Source organism: Micromonospora saelicesensis (assembly GCF_900091575.1).
Classification (GTDB): Bacteria; Actinomycetota; Actinomycetes; order Mycobacteriales; family Micromonosporaceae; genus Micromonospora; species Micromonospora saelicesensis.
The window spans coordinates 175,941-192,979 of sequence record NZ_FMCR01000010.1 but is presented as its reverse complement, the minus strand read 5'-3'; the positions used below and the strand labels follow the sequence as shown (position 1 = coordinate 192,979).

Below are 17,039 nucleotides of genomic sequence, written 5' to 3'. Positions count from 1 at the left end.
CGGCGCCTGTCGGACGAGTACGGCAGGTGACGAAAGAGAGAAGGGACACCCTCCGAGGCCCGTTGACATGCGTTTCGAGCGAGTGACAGCGTTGTCATCGACTCATTTCCTCCATTTGAGACGAGGAGCGCATCTTGCTCTATCGGAACTCACCCCGCCGCAGCGCGGCAGCAGCCGCCGCAGTCGGCATTCTCATCACGGGGCTGGCGCTCGCCCCGTCCGCGCCTGCCCAGGCCAGCCGTCACCGGGCGCAGGACGGAGCCGTACGGTCGGGTGACGCACGTTTCGAAGTGCTGTCCCCGACCCTGATCCGCACCGAGTACCAGAAGGACGGCAAGTTCACCGACGCCGCCACGTTCAACGCCATCGGGCGCGACGATTTCCCCCGTACGCGTTTCACCAAGCACGTCGAGCACGGCTGGCTCACCATCGACACCGGCGCGATGACGTTGCGTTACCGGGTCGGCTCGGGCGCGTTCACCGCCGACAACCTCACCGTCCAGCTCAAGGCCGGCAAGCAGACCGTGCAGGGCCAACCCTGGGCCGGCCACACCGCCCCGGCCTGCGCGTTCGGCGCGCTCTGCGAGGCCGAATCGCTGCAGTTGAACGGCCCTGGCGTGGCCACCGACCACCAGGGATTCACCGGGCGCGGCTTCGCGGCCGGCTTCGCCTCGTCCGGCGACTCGATCACATTCGCGCTGGACGCTCCCGAGAGTGGCACGAAGCAGCTCGCCGTCCGCTACGCCAACAGCACCGGCGGCGACGGCCAGAACGTGGCCCGCACCCTGACCGTTCAGGTCGACGGCGACGCCGGCCACACGCTGACGCTGCCGCCCACGGCGAACTGGGACACCTGGGGCCTGGCCACCGTGCCGGTCGACCTCACCGCCGGCCGACACGAAATCAGCGTCGTGCGGGGTCCCAGCGACTCCGGCAACGTGAACGTCGACAGCCTCGCGGTGGCCAACCCGGGTGATTCGTTCCCGGCGCCGACCCCGCCCCAGCCGCAGCCCCTGCGGTTCGGCACGCTGGCAGAGGCCGAGACCGGCGCGCTGACCGGCGGCGCGAGGCCCGCGAACGACCACAACGGCGCTTCCGGTACGGGCTTCCTGGCCGGCCTGGAGAGCACCACGTCCGCCGACACGCTCACCGTGACGGATGTTCCGTCCGCCGGTGACTACCAGGTGCAGATCCGGTACGCCAACGGCCAGGCTGGCGCCCAGCCGAGCCAGACGCGCACCATGTCGGTCACCGCGGGAACGGCTGCGCCGGTCACGGCGACCCTTCCGCCGACCAGCGGGTGGGACTACTGGAACACCGTTTCCGTCCCGGTCCACCTCAGCCAAGGCACCAACACGGTGACGCTGGGATGCCCCACGGACTCCAGCTGCAACGTCAACGTCGACACGGTCGCCGTCACGAGCAAGGGTTCCCCGCTGCTCGCCCCGCACGCACCGCTCGGCGGCTACCGCCGGGGCCTGGACGGCGTGACCGGTTCCGCCCTCACCGCTCCGGGCCTGCTCTACCAGGACGGCTGGTACCTGCTCGACGACTCGGCCTCGGCCCTGAGCACCACCAAGCCCCGGCCCGCCGCCGAACAGGACGGCTACGTCTTCGCGTACGGGCAGGACTTCACCCGTGCCTTGAAGGACCTGTCGACCCTCACCGGCCCCACGAAGCTGCTGCCGAAGTGGGCGTACGGGGTGTGGTACTCCGAGTACTACGACCGCACCGCCACCGAGTTCCAGAACCTGGTGACCCGGGCCAAGGCCGAGGGTGTCCCGCTGGATGTGCTCGTCCTCGACACCGACGTCAAGGCGCCGGACAAGTGGAACGGCTGGAGCATCGACCCCACCCGCATCCCCGACCCGAAGGCGTTCTTCGACTGGGCCAGAAAGCAGGGCCTGCACACCGGCATCAACATCCACCCGAGCATCCTCGGCTCGGACCCGAAGTTCGCGCAGGCGCAGGCCACCGCGAAGGGCAAGCTCCAGCGCGTCGGCTGCAACGGCGGTCCCGACTGCTACGCGTTCGACTTCGGCGACCCGGACCAGCTCACTGCGTACATGCAGCTCCACGACGGGATGCTGCCGAAGGGCACCAAGGGCCCGGACCTGTGGTGGCTGGACTGGTGCTGCGACAACACGAAGTCCTCGCTCGCCGGGGTGACCGCCGACGCGTGGATCAACCAGCAGTACGCCGACAAGACCGGCTTCGCGTTCTCCCGGGCGTACGGCTCGTTGCAGGCCGGCGGCTACAGCAGCCCGACCCCGGTGTCGACCGGACCGTGGGCCGACAAGCGCACCACGCTGCACTTCACCGGCGACACCACCTCCGACTGGCAGACCCTCCAGATGGAGGTCGGCTACACGCCGGGCGAGTCGGCTGCGACCGGGCTGGCCGCGGTCAGCCACGACATCGGCGGGCACACCGGCGGCCTCCAGGAGCCGGGCAGCGAACCGGGCAGCACCAAGCTGCCCGACGACCTCTACGCCCGGTGGGTGCAGTTCGGCACGTTCCAGCCGATCGACCGGCTGCACTCCAACCACAGCGACCGGCTGCCCTGGCAGTACGGCCCGGAGGCGAACGCGTCGGCCAAGAAGTTCCTGAACCTGCGGGAAAAGCTGCTGCCGTACACCTACGCCGCCGCCAAGGAGGCAACCCGCACGGGTACGCCCATCGTCCGCTCGATGTACCTGGCGTACCCGAATGAGCAGGCCGCGTACGCCACCGCCGGTTCGCAGTACCTCTACGGCCCGGACTACCTGGTGGCACCCGTGACGACGCCCGGCACCACCGCCACGACGTCGGTGTGGTTCCCGCCGGGCGACAACTGGACCGACATCTTCACCGGGAAGACGTACCGGGGCGGCACCACGCAGAACATCACCACCACGCTGGACACCATGCCGGTGTTCAAGAAGCACTAAAGCCTGTTTGCAGGGATCCGGACACCGGCCGGGTGGGGCAACCCGCCCGGCCGGTTCGTTGCTTGGCTGGGCTCAGCGTCGGTGGGACCGGCGGGCCAGAGACAACCAGCCGAGGAACCTGGCGTGCATCGCCGGCAGGTCCGGGCGCAGGCCGAGGCCGTACACGTCGTCGATCGCCTCCTGCATCGACGCGGCCAGGTAGAACGCCAGCGCGATCGAATGGCCGTAGAACTCGGTCACGAGGGCGAGCTGCGCCGGCGCACACGGCCAGGGCGCGGCGCAGTTGCGGCACAGCCACGCCGGCCGCATCGGCAGGTGCGGGCGAGGGCGCGCGGTCATCCGACCCGCACCGGATTCCGCCGGCGTTTGCCTGGCCTGGTCGGTCTGACGGGCAGGGCTTGCAACCGCACGCCCGTACGCATCACGTACAACTCGCGCCGTGCCACCGCGTCGCCGGCCGCGTTCAGCTCGTAGCAATCAATCCAGACCCATCCGTCGTACGTGTGCCGCTCGGGCAGCTCGCGGATGACGCGAACGAAGATCGGGCGGAGGAACTGCACGCTCGCCGCGGTGGTCAGGTGGACCACGTCGCCGGCCTTCATCTTCCCGACCTTCTCGGAATTGTTGTCAGGCACGGTCTCCCCTTGGTGCCGTTGGGAAGGGGCCGCTCCCGTGAGTGCTCGCCCGTCGGGAGCGGCCCCGCTACGAACGCGACCGCCGGATCTCGTGGGCCTGCCAGCCGCGCCGCTTGGTGACACTCTGCTGTGGAGACCACTACGCTCGGAAGGTGTTCCAGCTCTCCGGGCCGGAGCTGGCAGAACAGGCTCCAGGCGTGTGGCGCCTCGGGTAGTCGATCTCCGATTTGAGGAGAGTTGGATGGCTGACGTGCCAAGTCCCCTCGCGGACTTCGTCGTGAGCGAGATACGCCGCGCTCGTGGAGCGTCCGGGATGACGCAAGAGTCGTTCGGCAGGGGGGCGGGCTTCAGCGCTTCGCACGTCAGCGCCGTGGAGAGCGGCACCCGAGCGCTGACGATGGACTTCATCCGGGGAGCGGACCGCGCCTTCAACAACGACGGGTTGTTCGGCCGCTTGGTGGTGAAACTGGGCGCACCGTCGTGGTTTCTGCCCTGGCTGGACGCCGAACGTGGCGCGCGACAGCTTCGTCTCTTCGAGCCACTACTGATCCCGGGCCTACTCCAGACCGAGAACTACGCCCGCGTCGTGATGCGCTTGAACGACCTCATGTCGGCCACCGAGGTAGACCAGCAGGTAAGCGCTCGGCTGAGCCGACACAAGATCCTCACCGGTGACAGCCCGCCACAGGTGGTGGCCGTCCTGGATGAGTCCACGCTCCGCCGCGCTGGCGACGAACACGCCGGCATCATGGCCGAGCAGGTCGCCCACCTCATTACCGTCGCCGAGCTACCCCACATTCACGTCCACGTGATCCCCGCGGGCGCCGGCCTCCACATCGGCCTGTCCGGGCCGTTCGCGCTGGCGCGGGCTGGCGATGGGGCCTGGGTCGGGCACCTCGAAAATCAGCTAGGCGGGATCGTGGTCGATAACGAAGATGGGCTACATACTCTTCAGACGAGGTGGGAGAACGTGAGGAACGAGGCACTCCCGCGCCGCCAGTCCAACGAACTGATGAAGGAAGTGCACAGTCATCATGGACCTCACTAACGCCACCTGGCGCAAGTCCCGGCGCAGCGGATCGTCCGGGGGCAACTGCGTCGAGGTCGCCGACAACCTGCCCGGCATCGTCGGCGTCCGGGACAGCAAGGACCCTGCCGGCCCGGCCCTGACCTTCGGCCCGGCGGCTTGGCGGGCGTTCGTCGCCCAGGTTGGCGCGCGTCGCTAACCGACGCCAGACCCACGAAAGGGCTTCGCACCCGGCCAGAGTACGTAATTCGGCGCCCCCAAGCACTCGTCTCCGACTTCGAGGCAAGCGCGAGGCGTTCGGCGTAACCCGGGTATGCGTCGTCCACGGGACAGCCGTGGGATTGCTTACCCGACCGTCGCGGGATCGTCTCGGCACAACTGGCTGCCAGACCGCCCGGATGCCCGAACGCCTAGCGCCTGCCCTGCGGACCACGGACGCGAACACCGCCGTGCCTGGTACGCCGCCTTGGTTTCGTCAAGCGGGAGCACCGACTCGCCCCTGGCTTGACGCTCTACGTGAGCATCGCCCGGGGCACCGTCGAGATCCATCTGTCTAAGCACACCGGGGACGCTGATTGCGGCGGTGAGTTGGCGCGACGCCGGGCCCGGCCGGGGCCCTGTTGTACTTATACGTCGACGACAACAATGCGGCGGCGGCCTGCGGCGGCGTTGTCGACCAGAAGGACTGGGGTCGTGAGTTCGAGGCGTTGGACCCCGACGGCAACCGGCTCCGCGTCGGCGCGCTACACCAATGAGCGAGAGTCGGCGAACGAAGCGCTCCTGCGCCGGCAGTCCAACGAGCTGATGAAGGACGCTGAGAGCCATCATGGACCTCAGTACCGCCTGGTGGCGCAGTCCACCCGCAGCGGCGCGAGCGGCGGAACTGGGTCGAGGTGGCAGGCAGCCTCCCCGGTGTTGTAGCCGTCCAAGACTCGAAGGGCACCGCCGGACCGGCGCTGACCTTCGCCCCGTCGCCTGGGCCGCATTCGTCGCTCAAGTCATCGCGCGACCGTAAGCGGGAGCCATACGCGCGAATGCGACCGCCTAGACGCGGCTCCATCGGCGAGGTAGTGCCGCCTCCAGCCTGCTGCGCGCTCCGTCCCGCGCAAATTTGGAAGCAGACGTGCGTCGGCGTACGAGATATCAAGCAGGCCGTACTCGACTAGAGCGGCGTTAACCCTCGCTGGTCGGCGGCGAGGTGCTAGCAGGCGAAGGCAAAGCCCTAATCGGCGGGGGAAGCAGCGAAGACCTTGGCACATCAATCTCGGCAACCTCCACCAATAAGATCCGGCGAGTCACTGCGGACAGGCTATGCAAAAGGGCCTCGAAGTCGCGCACCGAGTTATCTGAGATGCCAGTCCAGTGCGAAAATGCGCCGAAGGTCGGCTCGGCTCCGTGCAATATTCCTTCGTGAGCTGTACGGGATCGACGGTCGTAGAATTTGCGACCAAAATACTCGGCTTCCTCTGCCGGGATCACCTTCGCAAGCGCCTCTCGGAAGCGTTGCCCGGACCCCCTTACTGACCTGCATTCAGCGCATCGAGGCAACTTCTTGACTGTTCGGTTTCCGAGCGCCTCTATAACAGCGACAAACGCTAGAGCGGCGTACGAAGGATGAGCCTCCATCATGAGCAGGCCCTCGTGATAGTTAATCAGGGCACCTAGAAGGCCGGCATCAGACGCTATTGCACTCCATCGCGAGGGAATCCAGTCTGGAATGGTGACGTCATTTACTTGAAAGCGACCTTCTGGCGAGAATATTTCATCACGATCCCATGGCGATCTGACCGGAAATTCAATATCTTCGCCATCAATTGCCTCTGACTCGCCGGACGCGTTGGTGCGAGTCAGAGGGCTGATGGAGCAACGTTGCATCCATGGCACTCTCGATTCAACTGACAACATCGCGCAGAGCAGACGAAGACGTTTCGCCGCGTCCTCGGCCGCCACCGCCCAGGTGTAGGCAGCAGAAGTCCCCCGAACCTTGACAAGGCCATTGCGACTACCATTGGCACTGAAAAGGTTGAAGCGCGATGGTGAATATTCAAAAAACATTTCTGGTGACGGATCCAGCTTCAAACCGCCCACTTCTGAGGGCGAGGAGAGACGCAAGCTGCCACTGTAACGAGATTTTGGGTCTGGACCAATGATCGCCCACCATCCAAAATCCATAGCGGTCCCAATCTGGCGGACCGCATGTGCAACCGCTTCGCGCCACGGCTCGATGTCGTCCTCGTGTTGCGGTTCGCGCCCTAGGACCACGCAGACAGGCCCGCGATTGGAAGGGAGTATCAGCCAAAGCGCGCTCCGCAGCTGAGATCCAGCCAGTTGGTAGATGTGGCCGCCGGGGAAATGATCATGCGACGACATCTGATAGCCACTTGACCGAACCGTTTCCCCAAGCCGTTGAAAGACAAAGTCAATCCACTCGTCACCGTGCTTGTTCCGATCGAAGGCGAGAGACTCGCCACCATTCAGTGGCTCAGCCCAGCTGTAGCCCTCCGGCAGTTGGATCACCGTCACACACTCTCACGGGATGCGGGTCGTTCGCTACTTGATTAGTTGCTAGGAAATTTGGCGAAGGCGGGGCAATGGTCACAGCAGATTGTCTCCCTCGCCTTCACCCAAGGACTCGCCGTCGCCAAGTGCCTATGACTGGCCGGCGGCTCCGTCGGCGTGTCGCGGTCCGTGTTGGTTGCGGTAGGCCATCCCGTCGCCCGGTCCGCCACGACGGTCTGACTGCAACCGGTGGTTCGGACGCTGGCGGGCCGGGTGGTGGTCTGCTCGGCTTGCCCGGGTCGGCGGCGACGGGATGCAAGAAAGGGACCTCTGGGCCGAAGCCCGAAGCCTGTCTTCATTATTAGTAGCCGCAACTTTTCTAGTTTAGATTGCCTATAAGTTGTCGGCATAAATCTACTACACCCCACCGCACGCGAATTAATTGTTGACGCCAGCCGTGATTTCAGGCCGTTTTACCTGGTCAGCGTCTTGGTAATAACGCAGGGGATCTGCAAGGCTTGCCATCGGGCACTTTCATGCCTACCGTTAGATCAAGTCGATTACGGCGCCCTCTAGGACCGCATTCTTCATGCCCTCGGGAGCTTGTTGTGTCTATTTTAAGGAGTAATTATGAATTCAAACAGAGTTATGAATGATGGCAAGTTCGGTGGAGATTATTGCCCTCTCGGTCAGAAGGATTTTCCGGGTGAGGTAGTAGGCGGGGTGCGCGTGTGCTGCCGCTGCGGGAAGCGTTGGCCGCACCGACGGTCACACAAGCCTGGCCGAGTCTCATAGAAGGCCGGGGCGGCGGTCACGTCGCCCCGGGCCTTCACCGAGCTGTTTGACCGTCACTAGGCCGTCAAACGCCAACCGAGAATGGCCGACGACGACCAGCACCACCCGAAGGAACAACAGGTCAGCCACCATGCGAGGGCGGCTGAGCTGGTGGGCGACGGACGAGTCGACCTGTACGCCGGATTCTGTGCGCGGCGCGTACCCCAAGGGGTTTGCGCCGGCGGCGGCCATCCATCTCGGCCTGCCGTTGCCGGCAGGCTCCAGCGGCCTACCCGCAGACATCGGGCGGGCAGCCCTCAAGCGTCTGCGCCGGGTCGTCATCTTGCGGTGACGGCCCTTGCTTGGCCTTGCTCCGGGTGGGGTTTACCGAGCCACCCCGGTCACCCGGGGTGCTGGTGGGCTCTTACCCCACCGTTTCACCCTTACCGTCCCCGTTGGGGTCGGCGGTCTGTTTTCTGTGGCACTTTCCCGCGGGTCGCCCCGGGTTGCCGTTAACAACCACCCTGCCCTGTGGAGTCCGGACGTTCCTCGGCGGCGGGCCGAAGCCCGCCGACGCGGCCGCCCGGTCGACTCGTCCGTCGCGCTCTCATCCTAACGACGAGCGTGCTGCCGGTATTGCCGCCCCGCCTGAGCAAGATCGCGCAGCTCAAGAACGATCCGGCGAATCCGCTTCGCGAGGCGACGGCTAGCCTCGTGGGGCTATGGATCTCTCCCACGCCGCGCTGCTGCTCGCCGCCGGTCTCGCCGCTGGCACTGTCAACGCGGTGGCCGGTGGCGGTTCGTTGATCACCTTTCCGGCGATGATCGCGATCGGGTTGCCCCCGGTGCCGGCGAACGTCAGCAACTCCGTCGCCGTCTTCCCCGGTTATCTGGCCAGCGTGGCGGGCAGCCGGCAGGACCTGCCGCGCCCCCGCGCGCTGGCCACGCTGGTGCCCACCACCATCGTGGGCACGATTCTCGGGGCGTTGCTGCTGCTGGCCACTCCGGCCCGCGCGTTCGAGCTGGTCGTACCGTTTCTGGTCCTCGGCGCGACAGCGGTCCTGGCCTTCCAGGATCCGCTGCGCCGCCTGGTCGGTCATCCTCGGGACCTGTCGCCACGCCGGCGGACGGTCACGGTGCAGACGATGGTCGCGCTCGGTGCGGTGTACGGCGGTTACTTCGGTGCGGCGCTCGGGGTGATGCTGGTGGCCGGGCTGGCCCTGGTGCTGGACGCGACCCTGGCGCGGGTGAGCGCGATCAAGAACCTGCTCTCCGCGGTGGTGGGGTGCACGACGCTCGTGGTGTTCGCCCTGTTCGGCCCCTTGAACTGGGCGGCCGTCGCGGTGGTCGCGCCGGCCACCCTGATTGGGGGGTACGCGGGCGCCCGGCTCGTCCGCCGGCTGCCGTCGGTGGTGCTCAAGACGGTGATCGTGGTGTTCGGTACGACGATCGGCCTCTACCTGCTCTGGCGCGCCCTGAACTGACGGGCGCCCGACGCCAAGATCCGCGCAACTTCAGGGATAGTGCTGCCTCCATCAGCGTTGAGGCAGCAGTTTCCCCGAAAGTGCGCGGATCTTGGAGACGAGCCTGCGGTCAGTACGCCTCGCCTACCGGCTCCTCGGCGGTGTTTTCGGCACTCGCGGCGGCGCGGTTCCAGCGGGACCAGAGGACCCGCTCGCCGTAGCCGGCGGCCATCACGTGCGCGAAGGCCAGGTAGACCAGCACACCGACGGCGAGCACCCCGAAGCCGACCCAGAACGGCAGCGACAGCGACTGCTCGGCGAGCTTGCCGGAGATGATCGGTGCCGGCGCGGCGGCACCCCAGCGGACCAGGTTGAACGCGCCGGTGGCGACGCGCCGGTCGTTGGAGCCGAGGCCGAGCGCCAGGTCGGTGAGGTTGGCGTTGGCCAGCCCCATGCAGAGCCCGGCGAGCACCAGCACCACGAGCGCCTCGGCGGTGCTGGTGGAGGTGGCGAAGAGGACCATGCAGACCAGCAGTCCGGCGATGGCCACGCCGACGGTCTGTACCGCGCCGATGCGGTGGGCCAGCCGGTGACCGATCACCATGATGCCGGCGGCCAGGCCGAGCCCCCAGCCGGTGAACGCGAGCCCCAGCGGGATGACGTCCAGGCCGAGGAAGAGCGGCGTGTAGCCGAGCACCACGAAGAACACGAAGTTGTACGCGGCGGTGACCACGCAGAGGGCGATGAACGCCGGCCGGCGGTAGGTGGCGAAGATCTGGCCGACGCGTACCGGGGCCTGCCGGTTGGTGGGCTCGCGGAGTTTGCGGGAGGCCACGCCGAGGGCGAGGACCATGAAGACGCCGCAGACGAAGAACGGCAGCCGCCAGCTGACCTCGCCGAGCAGGCCACCGATGAGCGGTCCGACGGCGAAGCCGAGACCCAGGGCGGTCTCGAAGAGGCCCACCACCCATTCCCGGTCGACGGCCAGGTTGACCAGGACGACCATGGCGGTGGCGAAGAACATCGCGTTGCCCAGCCCCCAGACGCCGCGCAGCACTGACAGCTGCACGATGTTGTCGCTGAACGAGGCGAGGATCGCGGCGAGGCCGACCACGGAGACGCCGGTGATGAGCACCGGCTTGAAGCCGAACCGGCCGCTGGCCAGCGTCGCCGGGATCATGCCAAGGGCCATGACCGCGATGTACGCGGTGAAGAGCAGCTCGACCTGCCAGGCGGTGACCCCGATCGCCTCGCCGATGGCGGGCAGGATCGGGTCGACGACGGCGATGCCGGCGATGGCGAGGAAGGCCACCAGCGTGGTGGCGTAGATGGCACTGCGGTTCGGTTCGGAACGCCGATCCACTCCGACTCCTCAGATAGCTGTATCGTACAGGTACTTATTCTGTATCATACAGCTATGAGCGACGACCATGACGAGAGCACCCTCGGCCAGATCGAGACCGAGGTGGCCCTGCTGATGCGCTTCGGCGAGGCCACCCGGCGGGCCACCGGCACCGCCGAGCACCGGGTGCTGGACCGCGCGGCGTACGTCATCCTGCGCCACCTGGCCGACGCCGGCCCGCAGAACGTCTCGGCGCTCGCCGCCCGACTCAACCTGGACGGCTCGACAGTCACCCGGCAGGTCTCCGCGCTTCAGCGCGACGGTCTGATCACCCGTACGCCGGACCCGTCCGACGGCCGCGGCACTGTCATCTCCCCCACCCCGGCCGGTCTGCAACGGATGGCCGCCGTCCAGGCCGCCCGCACCCGGCTCTACGGCGACATGCTGGCCGACTGGAGCCCCGAGGACCGCTCCACCCTGGCCGCCCTACTGGGCCGCCTGAACCAGGCCCTGATCAACCGCAACCGCCCCCGCTAACCCAGCCGCCCCCGCTAACCCAGCCAGGTGGCGTGGCTCCCGTCGCCGAATCCGCCAAGATCGCGCAAGATCCTTGTTGTAGTGGCATCCCGCGCGGTCCGACACCACTACAACAATGATCGAGCATGATCTTGGCGGCAAAGCCGGCAAAACCGGCCCGGGCCGCCGGAGGCGCCAGCCCACCAGGCCCCGCCACGGCCATCGGTGAGGCCAGGCTGCGCCTGAATCGTCTGTGACATCAGCTCTACAGCGTCCGGCGGAGACACCACACGGCCGCCACGCGGAACAGGTACGCCCGAGCACCGACCGACGTCGGCGCCCGGGCGTACCCGAGGTCAGGCGACCGGTTCGCGGGCCGAGTCGGCGTCGCGGTCGGTGCCCGGGGTGACCCGGGGGTCGCCCTCGTCGGCGAAGTAGTCGTCCGGCTCGGTGCCGTCGACTCCTTCCCCGACCTTGGCGGCCCGCAGCGCCAGCGTCACCAGCGCCGCCACGGCCAGGTTGACCGCCACCGCCACGATGCCGACGTAGATCGTCCGGGTGGTGTCGAACCCGAACTCCGACAGCGGGAACGCCGAGCCGCCGAAGTGCTTCCGGGTCGGGCTGGCCACCTGGTAGAGCATCCACATGCCCAGCCCCATGCCGGCCACCCAGCCGACGATCAGACCGGTGCGGTGGAACCAGCGGGTGTAGAGGCCCAGCGCCACCGCCGGCAGCGTCTGAAGGATGATCACGCCACCGATCAGCTGGAGGTCGATGGAGAACTGCGGGTCGAGGAAGACAATGCAGGCCACCGCACCGACCTTCACCACCAGCGAGGTGATCTTCGAGACGTTCGCCTCCTGGGCCGGAGAGGCGTCCCGCTTCAGGTACTCCTTGTAGATGTTGCGGGTGAACAGGTTCGCCGCCGCGATCGACATGATCGCCGCGGGCACCAGCGCGCCGATGCCGATCGCCGCGTACGCGACGCCGGCGAACCAGTCCGGGAACTGCTGGTCGAACAGCACTGGCACGACGGTGTTGTTGTCGACAGTGCCTTCCTTGGCGCCGGGCAGTGGCTTCACCCCGGACGCGATGGCCATGTAGCCGAGCAGCGCGATCAATCCGAGGATCAGGCTGTACGCGGGCAGCGCCGACATGTTCCGCTTGATCACGTCGCGGTTCCTGCTGGCCAGCACGCCGGTGATGCTGTGCGGGTAGAGGAAGAGCGCCAACGCCGAGCCGAACGCCAGGGTGACGTACTGGAGCTGGTTGTTGGCGTTGAGCAGGATCCCATCGTTCGGGTTCTGCGCCGTGGCCTGGAACTTCGCCTCGGCGGCGTCGAAGATGCTGCCCCAGCCGCCCAGCTTCTGCGGTAGCCAGATCACCGCGACCAGGATCACCACGTAGATCAGGGCGTCCTTGACGAACGCGATCAGCGCGGGCGCGCGCAGCCCCGACTGGTACGTGTACGCCGCCAGGATCGCGAACGCGATGATGATCGGCAGGTGCCGGGCCAGCGCGCTATCGCCTGTCACCCCCATCGTCTTGAGCACCGCCTCGATGCCGACGAGCTGCAACGCGATGTACGGCATGGTGGCGACGATGCCGGTGATCGCGACGAGCAGCGCCAGCACCGGCGAGTCGAACCGGCTGCGAACGAAGTCCGCCGGGGTGACGAAGCCGTGCCGGTGCGAGACCGACCAGAGCCGGCAGAGCACCAGGAACACCAACGGGTAGATCACGATGGTGTACGGCACGGCGAAGAAGCCCATCGCGCCCGCGCCGAACACCAACGCCGGCACCGCCACGAAGGTGTACGCGGTGTAGAGGTCACCGCCGACCAGGAACCAGGTGATCCAGCCGCCGAAGCTGCGCCCGCCCAGCCCCCACTCGTCCAGGTGCGCCATGTCCTTCGGTGCCCGCCACCGCGCGGCCACGAAGCCCATCACGCTGACCAGGAGGAACAGCAGGGAGAAGACGATGATCTCGGTGAGATGGTCGCGCCACATCAGCGGCCTCCCCGCTTCTTCGTCATCTGGTAGACCAACGTGGTGGTGCCGACGCCGAGCAGGATGAAGGCCAGTTGCAGCCAGTAGAAGCGCGGGAAGCCGAAGACCCGGGGCGAGTCGCCATTGAAGAACGCCGGGATCAGCGGCACCACGATGGGGATGAAGAGCAACCAGTTCCAGGGGCTGTGGTCCTTAGCCCTGGTCGGCGCCGTGGGCGGCGCCTCCGGTTCGGGTGCAGCCATCTGACACACCTCCGGGGAGTCGTGGCTCTCGATGTAACGGCCGGAGGCTACGACTCTGTGATGGCGGTCACCTGACCCGTTCGGAAGGTGCTGCGCCGAACGGCCGGCCGGCTGCGCCGAACGGCGCGGCCGACCGGCCCTACCAACGAAGGGTGCGGCGGCTCAGTCGAGGCTGGCGAGGTGGGCGGTGTCGTTGACAGTGCGCACTGCCACGCCGCCGTCGGGCCACATGTCGAGCACCGAGATGCCGGCCGCGTCCAGGAAGAGCCGGTGCAGGAAACCGTCGCCGGCCGCGAGGGCGTCGCGCAGCATCAGCTTGATCGGCGAGACGTGCGAGACGACCACCACTGTCTCACCGGGGTACGCGGTGAGCAGCCCCGAGATGACGCGGTGCGCGCGTTCGGCGACCTGGGTGAACGACTCCCCGCCCGGTGGCGCGATCCGGGGTGAGGCGAGCCAGGCGTCCATCTCCCCAGGCCACTGCTGGCGCACCTCGGCGAAGGTGCGCCCCTCCCACTGGCCGAAGTCGCACTCGATCAGGTCGTCCTCGGTGCGGACCGGCACGTCGCCGCCGAGCGCTTCGGCGATCGACGCCGCGGTGGCCGTACACCGGGACAACGGTGAGCTGAGCACGGCCGCGACGGACGGGGCCAGCTCGGCCACCCGGGTGCCGGTGGCGCGGACCTGGGCGCGGCCACGCTCGGAGAGCGGCACGTCGCCGCGCCCGGAGTAGCGCCGCTGCTCGGTGTACGGGGTCTCGCCGTGCCGGACCAGGATCAGCCGGGTGGCGGTGAAGGTCGGCCGTGGCTCCCAGGAGGCCGGCGCGGTCGCCGGGTCACTGCCGATGATCGGGGCGGCGGGCGTCGTCGAGGGCTGGCCGGCAGCCGGCGTCGTCGCAGGACGGGCGGGGGCCGCAGTCGCCGGGGGACGACCCGCGGCGGCGTCCATGGCGGCGTTGGCGAGGGCGTCGGCGTGCCGGTTCTGCTCGCGCGGAATCCAGCTGAACCGGACCGCGCTGAACCGGCCCACCAGCGCGGCGGCCTGGGCGGCGAGGGGGCGCAGGCCGGGGTGCTTGATCTGCCACCGGCCGCACATCTGCTCGACCACCAGCTTGGAGTCCATCCGGACGTCCACCTCGGCGGCGCCCAGCTCGGCGGCGGCGGTCAACCCGGCGATCAGGCCCTGGTACTCGGCGACGTTGTTGGTGGCAGTGCCGAGCGACTCGGAGCGTTCGGCGAGCACCTCGCCGGTCTCCGGGTCGCGGACCACCGCGCCGTACCCGGCGGGGCCGGGGTTGCCCCGGGACCCACCGTCGGCCTCCATGGAGACCACGCGCGGCGCCACGACCTACAGGCCCGACTCGTTGGTGCGGACCATGATCCGTCGGCAGTCCTCGCAGCGGACCACGTCGTCGGGGGCTGCCTTGCGGATCCGGGCCAGGTCGGCGCCGGACAGGTCCAGGCGACACCCGCCGCAGCGGCCCCCGGTGAGCAGCGCGGCACCCAACCCGGTGTCCTCGCGGATCTTGTCGTAGAGGTTGACCAGATCGCTGGGGAGGTCGGCGGCGAGCGGCTGACGGGCGCCCCGCTTGAACTCCTCCTCCTTGGCGATCTCGGCCAGCGCTTCGTCGCGGCGCTGCTCGGTCGCGGCCCGCTTGTCCCGGGTCTCGGCCAGCCGCTGCTCCACGCCGTCCAGTACGCCCTGCGCGGTCTCCCGCTGCTCCATCAGCTCCAGCTCGGCGTCCTCCAGGTCGCCCTGGCGGCGCTTGAGCGAGACCAGCTCGTGCTGGAGCGCCTCCAGCTCGCGGGCCGGGCCGGTGCCGGCGGCGAGCCGGTTCTCGTCCTTCTCCTTGCGGGCCCGGACCTGCTCGACGTCCTTCTCCAACCGGGCGATGTCCCGGTCCAGGTCGTCCACCGCCACCTGGGCGCGGACCCGCTCGTCCTCCATCGACGACAACTCCCGGGCCAGCGACTCCAGCTCGGCCCGCTCGGGCAGCGACCGCCGACGGTGGGCGAGCTGGGCGAGGTTGGTGTCGATCGCCTGGAGGTCGAGCAGGCGGCGCTGCACCTTGGGGTCAGCCTTCACGGTCGGGCTCCTTGTCGTCCACAGCGGGTGCGGCGGCGTGCACGGTCCACGGGTCGGTGTCCAGGTCGGACACCAGCGTCTCGACGTCCAGCGCCTCCCGGAGGAAGGCGGCCAGGTCGTCCAGCCACGGTCGTTCGGTCGCCCAGTGGGCGGCGTCGATCAGGGCGGGACCATCGGCGGCGAGGTGCTCGCCGGCCGGGTGGTGCCGCAGGTCGGCGGTGAGGAACGCGTCCACCCCGGCGGCGGTCGCGGCGCCGAGGAAGCTGTCCCCCGACCCGCCGCTGACGGCGAGGGTACGAACCATACGCCCGGGATCCCCCGCCGCGCGAACTCCCCAGGACGTGACGGGGAGCACCGCTGCCGCGTGCCGGGTCAGCTCGGCGAGGGTCATCGGCTGGGGCAGCTCGCCGATCCGGCCGAAACCCCTGTCGTCGCCGTGGGCGGGCGAGCCGGGCGCGGGTCGTTGAAGTGGGCGCAGACCGGTGAGCCCGAAGCGGGCGGCGAGGGCGTCGGAGACGCCCGGGGAGGCCACGTCGGCGTTGGTGTGCGCCGCGTAGAGCGCCACCCCGGCCCGGATCAACTGGTGGATGATCCGCCCCTTGAAGGTCGTCGCGGCGACCGAGGACACCCCGCGCAGCAGCAACGGGTGATGCGAGACGATCATGTCCGCGTCGGCGGCGAGGGCTTCGTCGACCGTCTCGGGCACCACGTCGACCACGCAGAGCACCCGGCGGACCGGGGTGGCCGGCTCGCCGAGCACCAGGCCCACCCGGTCCCACTCCTCCGCCCAGACCGGCGGAAAGCGCCGTTCCAGCGCGGCCACCACGTCGCTGACTGTGGGGGCGGATCCGCTTGTGCTCACGGCGGGCCAGCTTACCGGCGTCGGGGCGGCCGGGCGGTGACACCCGGCCCGGCCGCGTCGGTTGGAAGATCTGCCGGACGCGCTAGGCGGCGGTCCAGGAGACGGTCTGCAATGCGGCCAGCGGCATCGCCCAGGGGAAGGCGTGCAGGTGCTGTTCCCCCGTCCCGGGCGGGTGCAGAGCGATCACATCGTCGCCGAAGAGCACCGTGACCCCCCACTCGGCCAACCGGGCCACCCCGGCACGAAACGCCGGGTGGCAGGCCATCGCCGCGTTGGTGTACGGCACCGCCACGATGGGGACGCCCTTGCCCTGGGCCTCGACCAGCAGCCCGAGCGCCAACGTGTCGGTGATCCCGGCCGCCCACTTGTTGACCGTGTTGACGGTGGCCGGGCAGACGATCATCGCGTCGGCGGGCGGCAGCACGTCCGGGTCACCGGGGTTCTTGTAGTGCGTCCGCACCGGGTGGCCGGTCTGCCGAATCAGGGCCGACTGGTCGATGAACTTCGCGCCGTCCGGCGTGGTGATCACGCAGACGTCCCAACCGTCCTGTTGGGCGAGGTCGACCAGACGACCGACGTGCCGGGCCAGCGGCGAACCGCAGGCGATGACGTAGAGCACCTCGCGGTGCCCGCTGTTGTGCGCTGCACCGGCCAT

The 17,039-nt window shown here is 68.4% G+C and carries 16 protein-coding genes and 1 other RNA gene; 6 read left to right on the top strand and 11 right to left on the bottom strand.

What is annotated here, in order from left to right; all coding sequences use genetic code 11:
• The first annotated feature begins 134 nt into the window (after positions 1-134).
• Positions 135-2,930: a TIM-barrel domain-containing protein gene (locus GA0070561_RS32110; protein WP_091409443.1), complete on the top strand. Its 2,796-nt coding sequence runs from the start codon at positions 135-137 to the stop codon at positions 2,928-2,930.
• A 72-nt stretch (positions 2,931-3,002) separates the two neighbouring features.
• Here the strand turns inward: GA0070561_RS32110 and GA0070561_RS32105 are convergent, their stop codons facing one another.
• Positions 3,003-3,269 (bottom strand): hypothetical protein, encoded by a 267-nt coding sequence (locus GA0070561_RS32105; RefSeq protein ID WP_091409438.1) that lies wholly within the window; start codon positions 3,267-3,269, stop codon positions 3,003-3,005.
• A complete protein-coding gene (locus GA0070561_RS32100; protein ID WP_091409435.1) occupies positions 3,266-3,532 on the bottom strand; it encodes a hypothetical protein in 267 nt (88 codons plus the stop codon). The genes GA0070561_RS32105 and GA0070561_RS32100 overlap by 4 nt, the downstream gene beginning before the upstream one ends.
• Positions 3,533-3,806: 274 nt before the next feature.
• Between GA0070561_RS32100 and GA0070561_RS32095 the strand changes: the two genes are divergently transcribed.
• The 3 genes from GA0070561_RS32095 (at position 3,807) to GA0070561_RS34575 (ending at position 5,347) form a co-directional block, all read left to right on the top strand.
• Complete coding sequence (locus tag GA0070561_RS32095; RefSeq protein WP_091409432.1) at positions 3,807-4,613, top strand: helix-turn-helix domain-containing protein; 807 nt, start codon at positions 3,807-3,809, stop codon at positions 4,611-4,613.
• Positions 4,600-4,791: a DUF397 domain-containing protein gene (locus GA0070561_RS32090; protein ID WP_091409429.1), complete on the top strand. Its 192-nt coding sequence runs from the start codon at positions 4,600-4,602 to the stop codon at positions 4,789-4,791. The genes GA0070561_RS32095 and GA0070561_RS32090 overlap by 14 nt, the downstream gene beginning before the upstream one ends.
• Before the next feature lie 421 nt (positions 4,792-5,212).
• On the top strand, positions 5,213-5,347 hold the full coding sequence (locus GA0070561_RS34575) for a VOC family protein (RefSeq protein WP_279616389.1): 135 nt from the start codon (positions 5,213-5,215) through the stop codon (positions 5,345-5,347).
• A gap of 418 nt (positions 5,348-5,765) precedes the next feature.
• Here the strand turns inward: GA0070561_RS34575 and GA0070561_RS33405 are convergent, their stop codons facing one another.
• Positions 5,766-7,109, bottom strand: a complete 1,344-nt coding sequence (locus GA0070561_RS33405) for a hypothetical protein (protein WP_141710513.1) — start codon at positions 7,107-7,109, stop codon at positions 5,766-5,768.
• Between the two features lie 935 nt (positions 7,110-8,044).
• Positions 8,045-8,460: RNase P RNA component class A (gene rnpB / locus GA0070561_RS32080), an RNA gene on the bottom strand.
• A gap of 127 nt (positions 8,461-8,587) precedes the next feature.
• On the opposite strand from rnpB, the gene GA0070561_RS32075 reads away from it, so the two are divergent.
• A complete protein-coding gene (locus GA0070561_RS32075) occupies positions 8,588-9,349 on the top strand; it encodes a sulfite exporter TauE/SafE family protein (protein WP_091409425.1) in 762 nt (253 codons plus the stop codon).
• Positions 9,350-9,458: 109 nt separating this feature from the next.
• On the opposite strand, the gene GA0070561_RS32070 is transcribed toward GA0070561_RS32075, so the two are convergent.
• On the bottom strand, positions 9,459-10,691 hold the full coding sequence (locus GA0070561_RS32070) for an MFS transporter (RefSeq protein WP_091409421.1): 1,233 nt from the start codon (positions 10,689-10,691) through the stop codon (positions 9,459-9,461).
• Positions 10,692-10,745: 54 nt separating this feature from the next.
• Here GA0070561_RS32070 and GA0070561_RS32065 point away from each other — a divergent pair, with 54 nt between their 5' ends.
• A complete protein-coding gene (locus tag GA0070561_RS32065; protein WP_091409418.1) occupies positions 10,746-11,207 on the top strand; it encodes a MarR family winged helix-turn-helix transcriptional regulator in 462 nt (153 codons plus the stop codon).
• 335 nt (positions 11,208-11,542) lie between these two features.
• On the opposite strand, the gene mctP is transcribed toward GA0070561_RS32065, so the two are convergent.
• The 6 genes from mctP to GA0070561_RS32035 form a co-directional block, all read right to left on the bottom strand.
• The gene (gene mctP / locus GA0070561_RS32060; protein ID WP_091409414.1) at positions 11,543-13,195 is read right to left on the bottom strand and encodes a monocarboxylate uptake permease MctP; all 1,653 of its coding nucleotides are present in this window, start codon (positions 13,193-13,195) and stop codon (positions 11,543-11,545) included.
• Positions 13,195-13,437, bottom strand: a complete 243-nt coding sequence (locus tag GA0070561_RS32055; RefSeq protein WP_091409411.1) for a DUF3311 domain-containing protein — start codon at positions 13,435-13,437, stop codon at positions 13,195-13,197. The genes mctP and GA0070561_RS32055 overlap by 1 nt, the downstream gene beginning before the upstream one ends.
• A gap of 162 nt (positions 13,438-13,599) precedes the next feature.
• A complete protein-coding gene (locus tag GA0070561_RS32050; RefSeq protein WP_091409408.1) occupies positions 13,600-14,781 on the bottom strand; it encodes a bifunctional RNase H/acid phosphatase in 1,182 nt (393 codons plus the stop codon).
• A 3-nt stretch (positions 14,782-14,784) separates the two neighbouring features.
• Positions 14,785-15,522 (bottom strand): zinc ribbon domain-containing protein, encoded by a 738-nt coding sequence (locus GA0070561_RS32045; RefSeq protein ID WP_091409404.1) that lies wholly within the window; start codon positions 15,520-15,522, stop codon positions 14,785-14,787.
• Complete coding sequence (locus GA0070561_RS32040; RefSeq protein WP_373861527.1) at positions 15,512-16,348, bottom strand: Nif3-like dinuclear metal center hexameric protein; 837 nt, start codon at positions 16,346-16,348, stop codon at positions 15,512-15,514. The genes GA0070561_RS32045 and GA0070561_RS32040 overlap by 11 nt, the downstream gene beginning before the upstream one ends.
• 118 nt (positions 16,349-16,466) lie before the next feature.
• On the bottom strand, positions 16,467-17,039 hold the full coding sequence (locus tag GA0070561_RS32035; protein ID WP_091409398.1) for a flavoprotein: 573 nt from the start codon (positions 17,037-17,039) through the stop codon (positions 16,467-16,469).

Coding starts and splice junctions, on each gene's coding strand:
- mctP (WP_091409414.1), bottom strand. CDS start 13,195: ATGTGGCGCGACCATCTCACCGAGATCATCGTCTTCTCCCTGCTGTTC.
- GA0070561_RS32055 (WP_091409411.1), bottom strand. CDS start 13,437: ATGGCTGCACCCGAACCGGAGGCGCCGCCCACGGCGCCGACCAGGGCT.
- GA0070561_RS32100 (WP_091409435.1), bottom strand. CDS start 3,532: ATGAAGGCCGGCGACGTGGTCCACCTGACCACCGCGGCGAGCGTGCAG.
- GA0070561_RS32105 (WP_091409438.1), bottom strand. CDS start 3,269: ATGACCGCGCGCCCTCGCCCGCACCTGCCGATGCGGCCGGCGTGGCTG.
- GA0070561_RS32095 (WP_091409432.1), top strand. CDS start 3,807: ATGGCTGACGTGCCAAGTCCCCTCGCGGACTTCGTCGTGAGCGAGATA.
- GA0070561_RS32090 (WP_091409429.1), top strand. CDS start 4,600: ATGGACCTCACTAACGCCACCTGGCGCAAGTCCCGGCGCAGCGGATCG.
- GA0070561_RS32035 (WP_091409398.1), bottom strand. CDS start 17,039: ATGGCCGGTGCAGCGCACAACAGCGGGCACCGCGAGGTGCTCTACGTC.
- GA0070561_RS32065 (WP_091409418.1), top strand. CDS start 10,746: ATGAGCGACGACCATGACGAGAGCACCCTCGGCCAGATCGAGACCGAG.
- GA0070561_RS32075 (WP_091409425.1), top strand. CDS start 8,588: ATGGATCTCTCCCACGCCGCGCTGCTGCTCGCCGCCGGTCTCGCCGCT.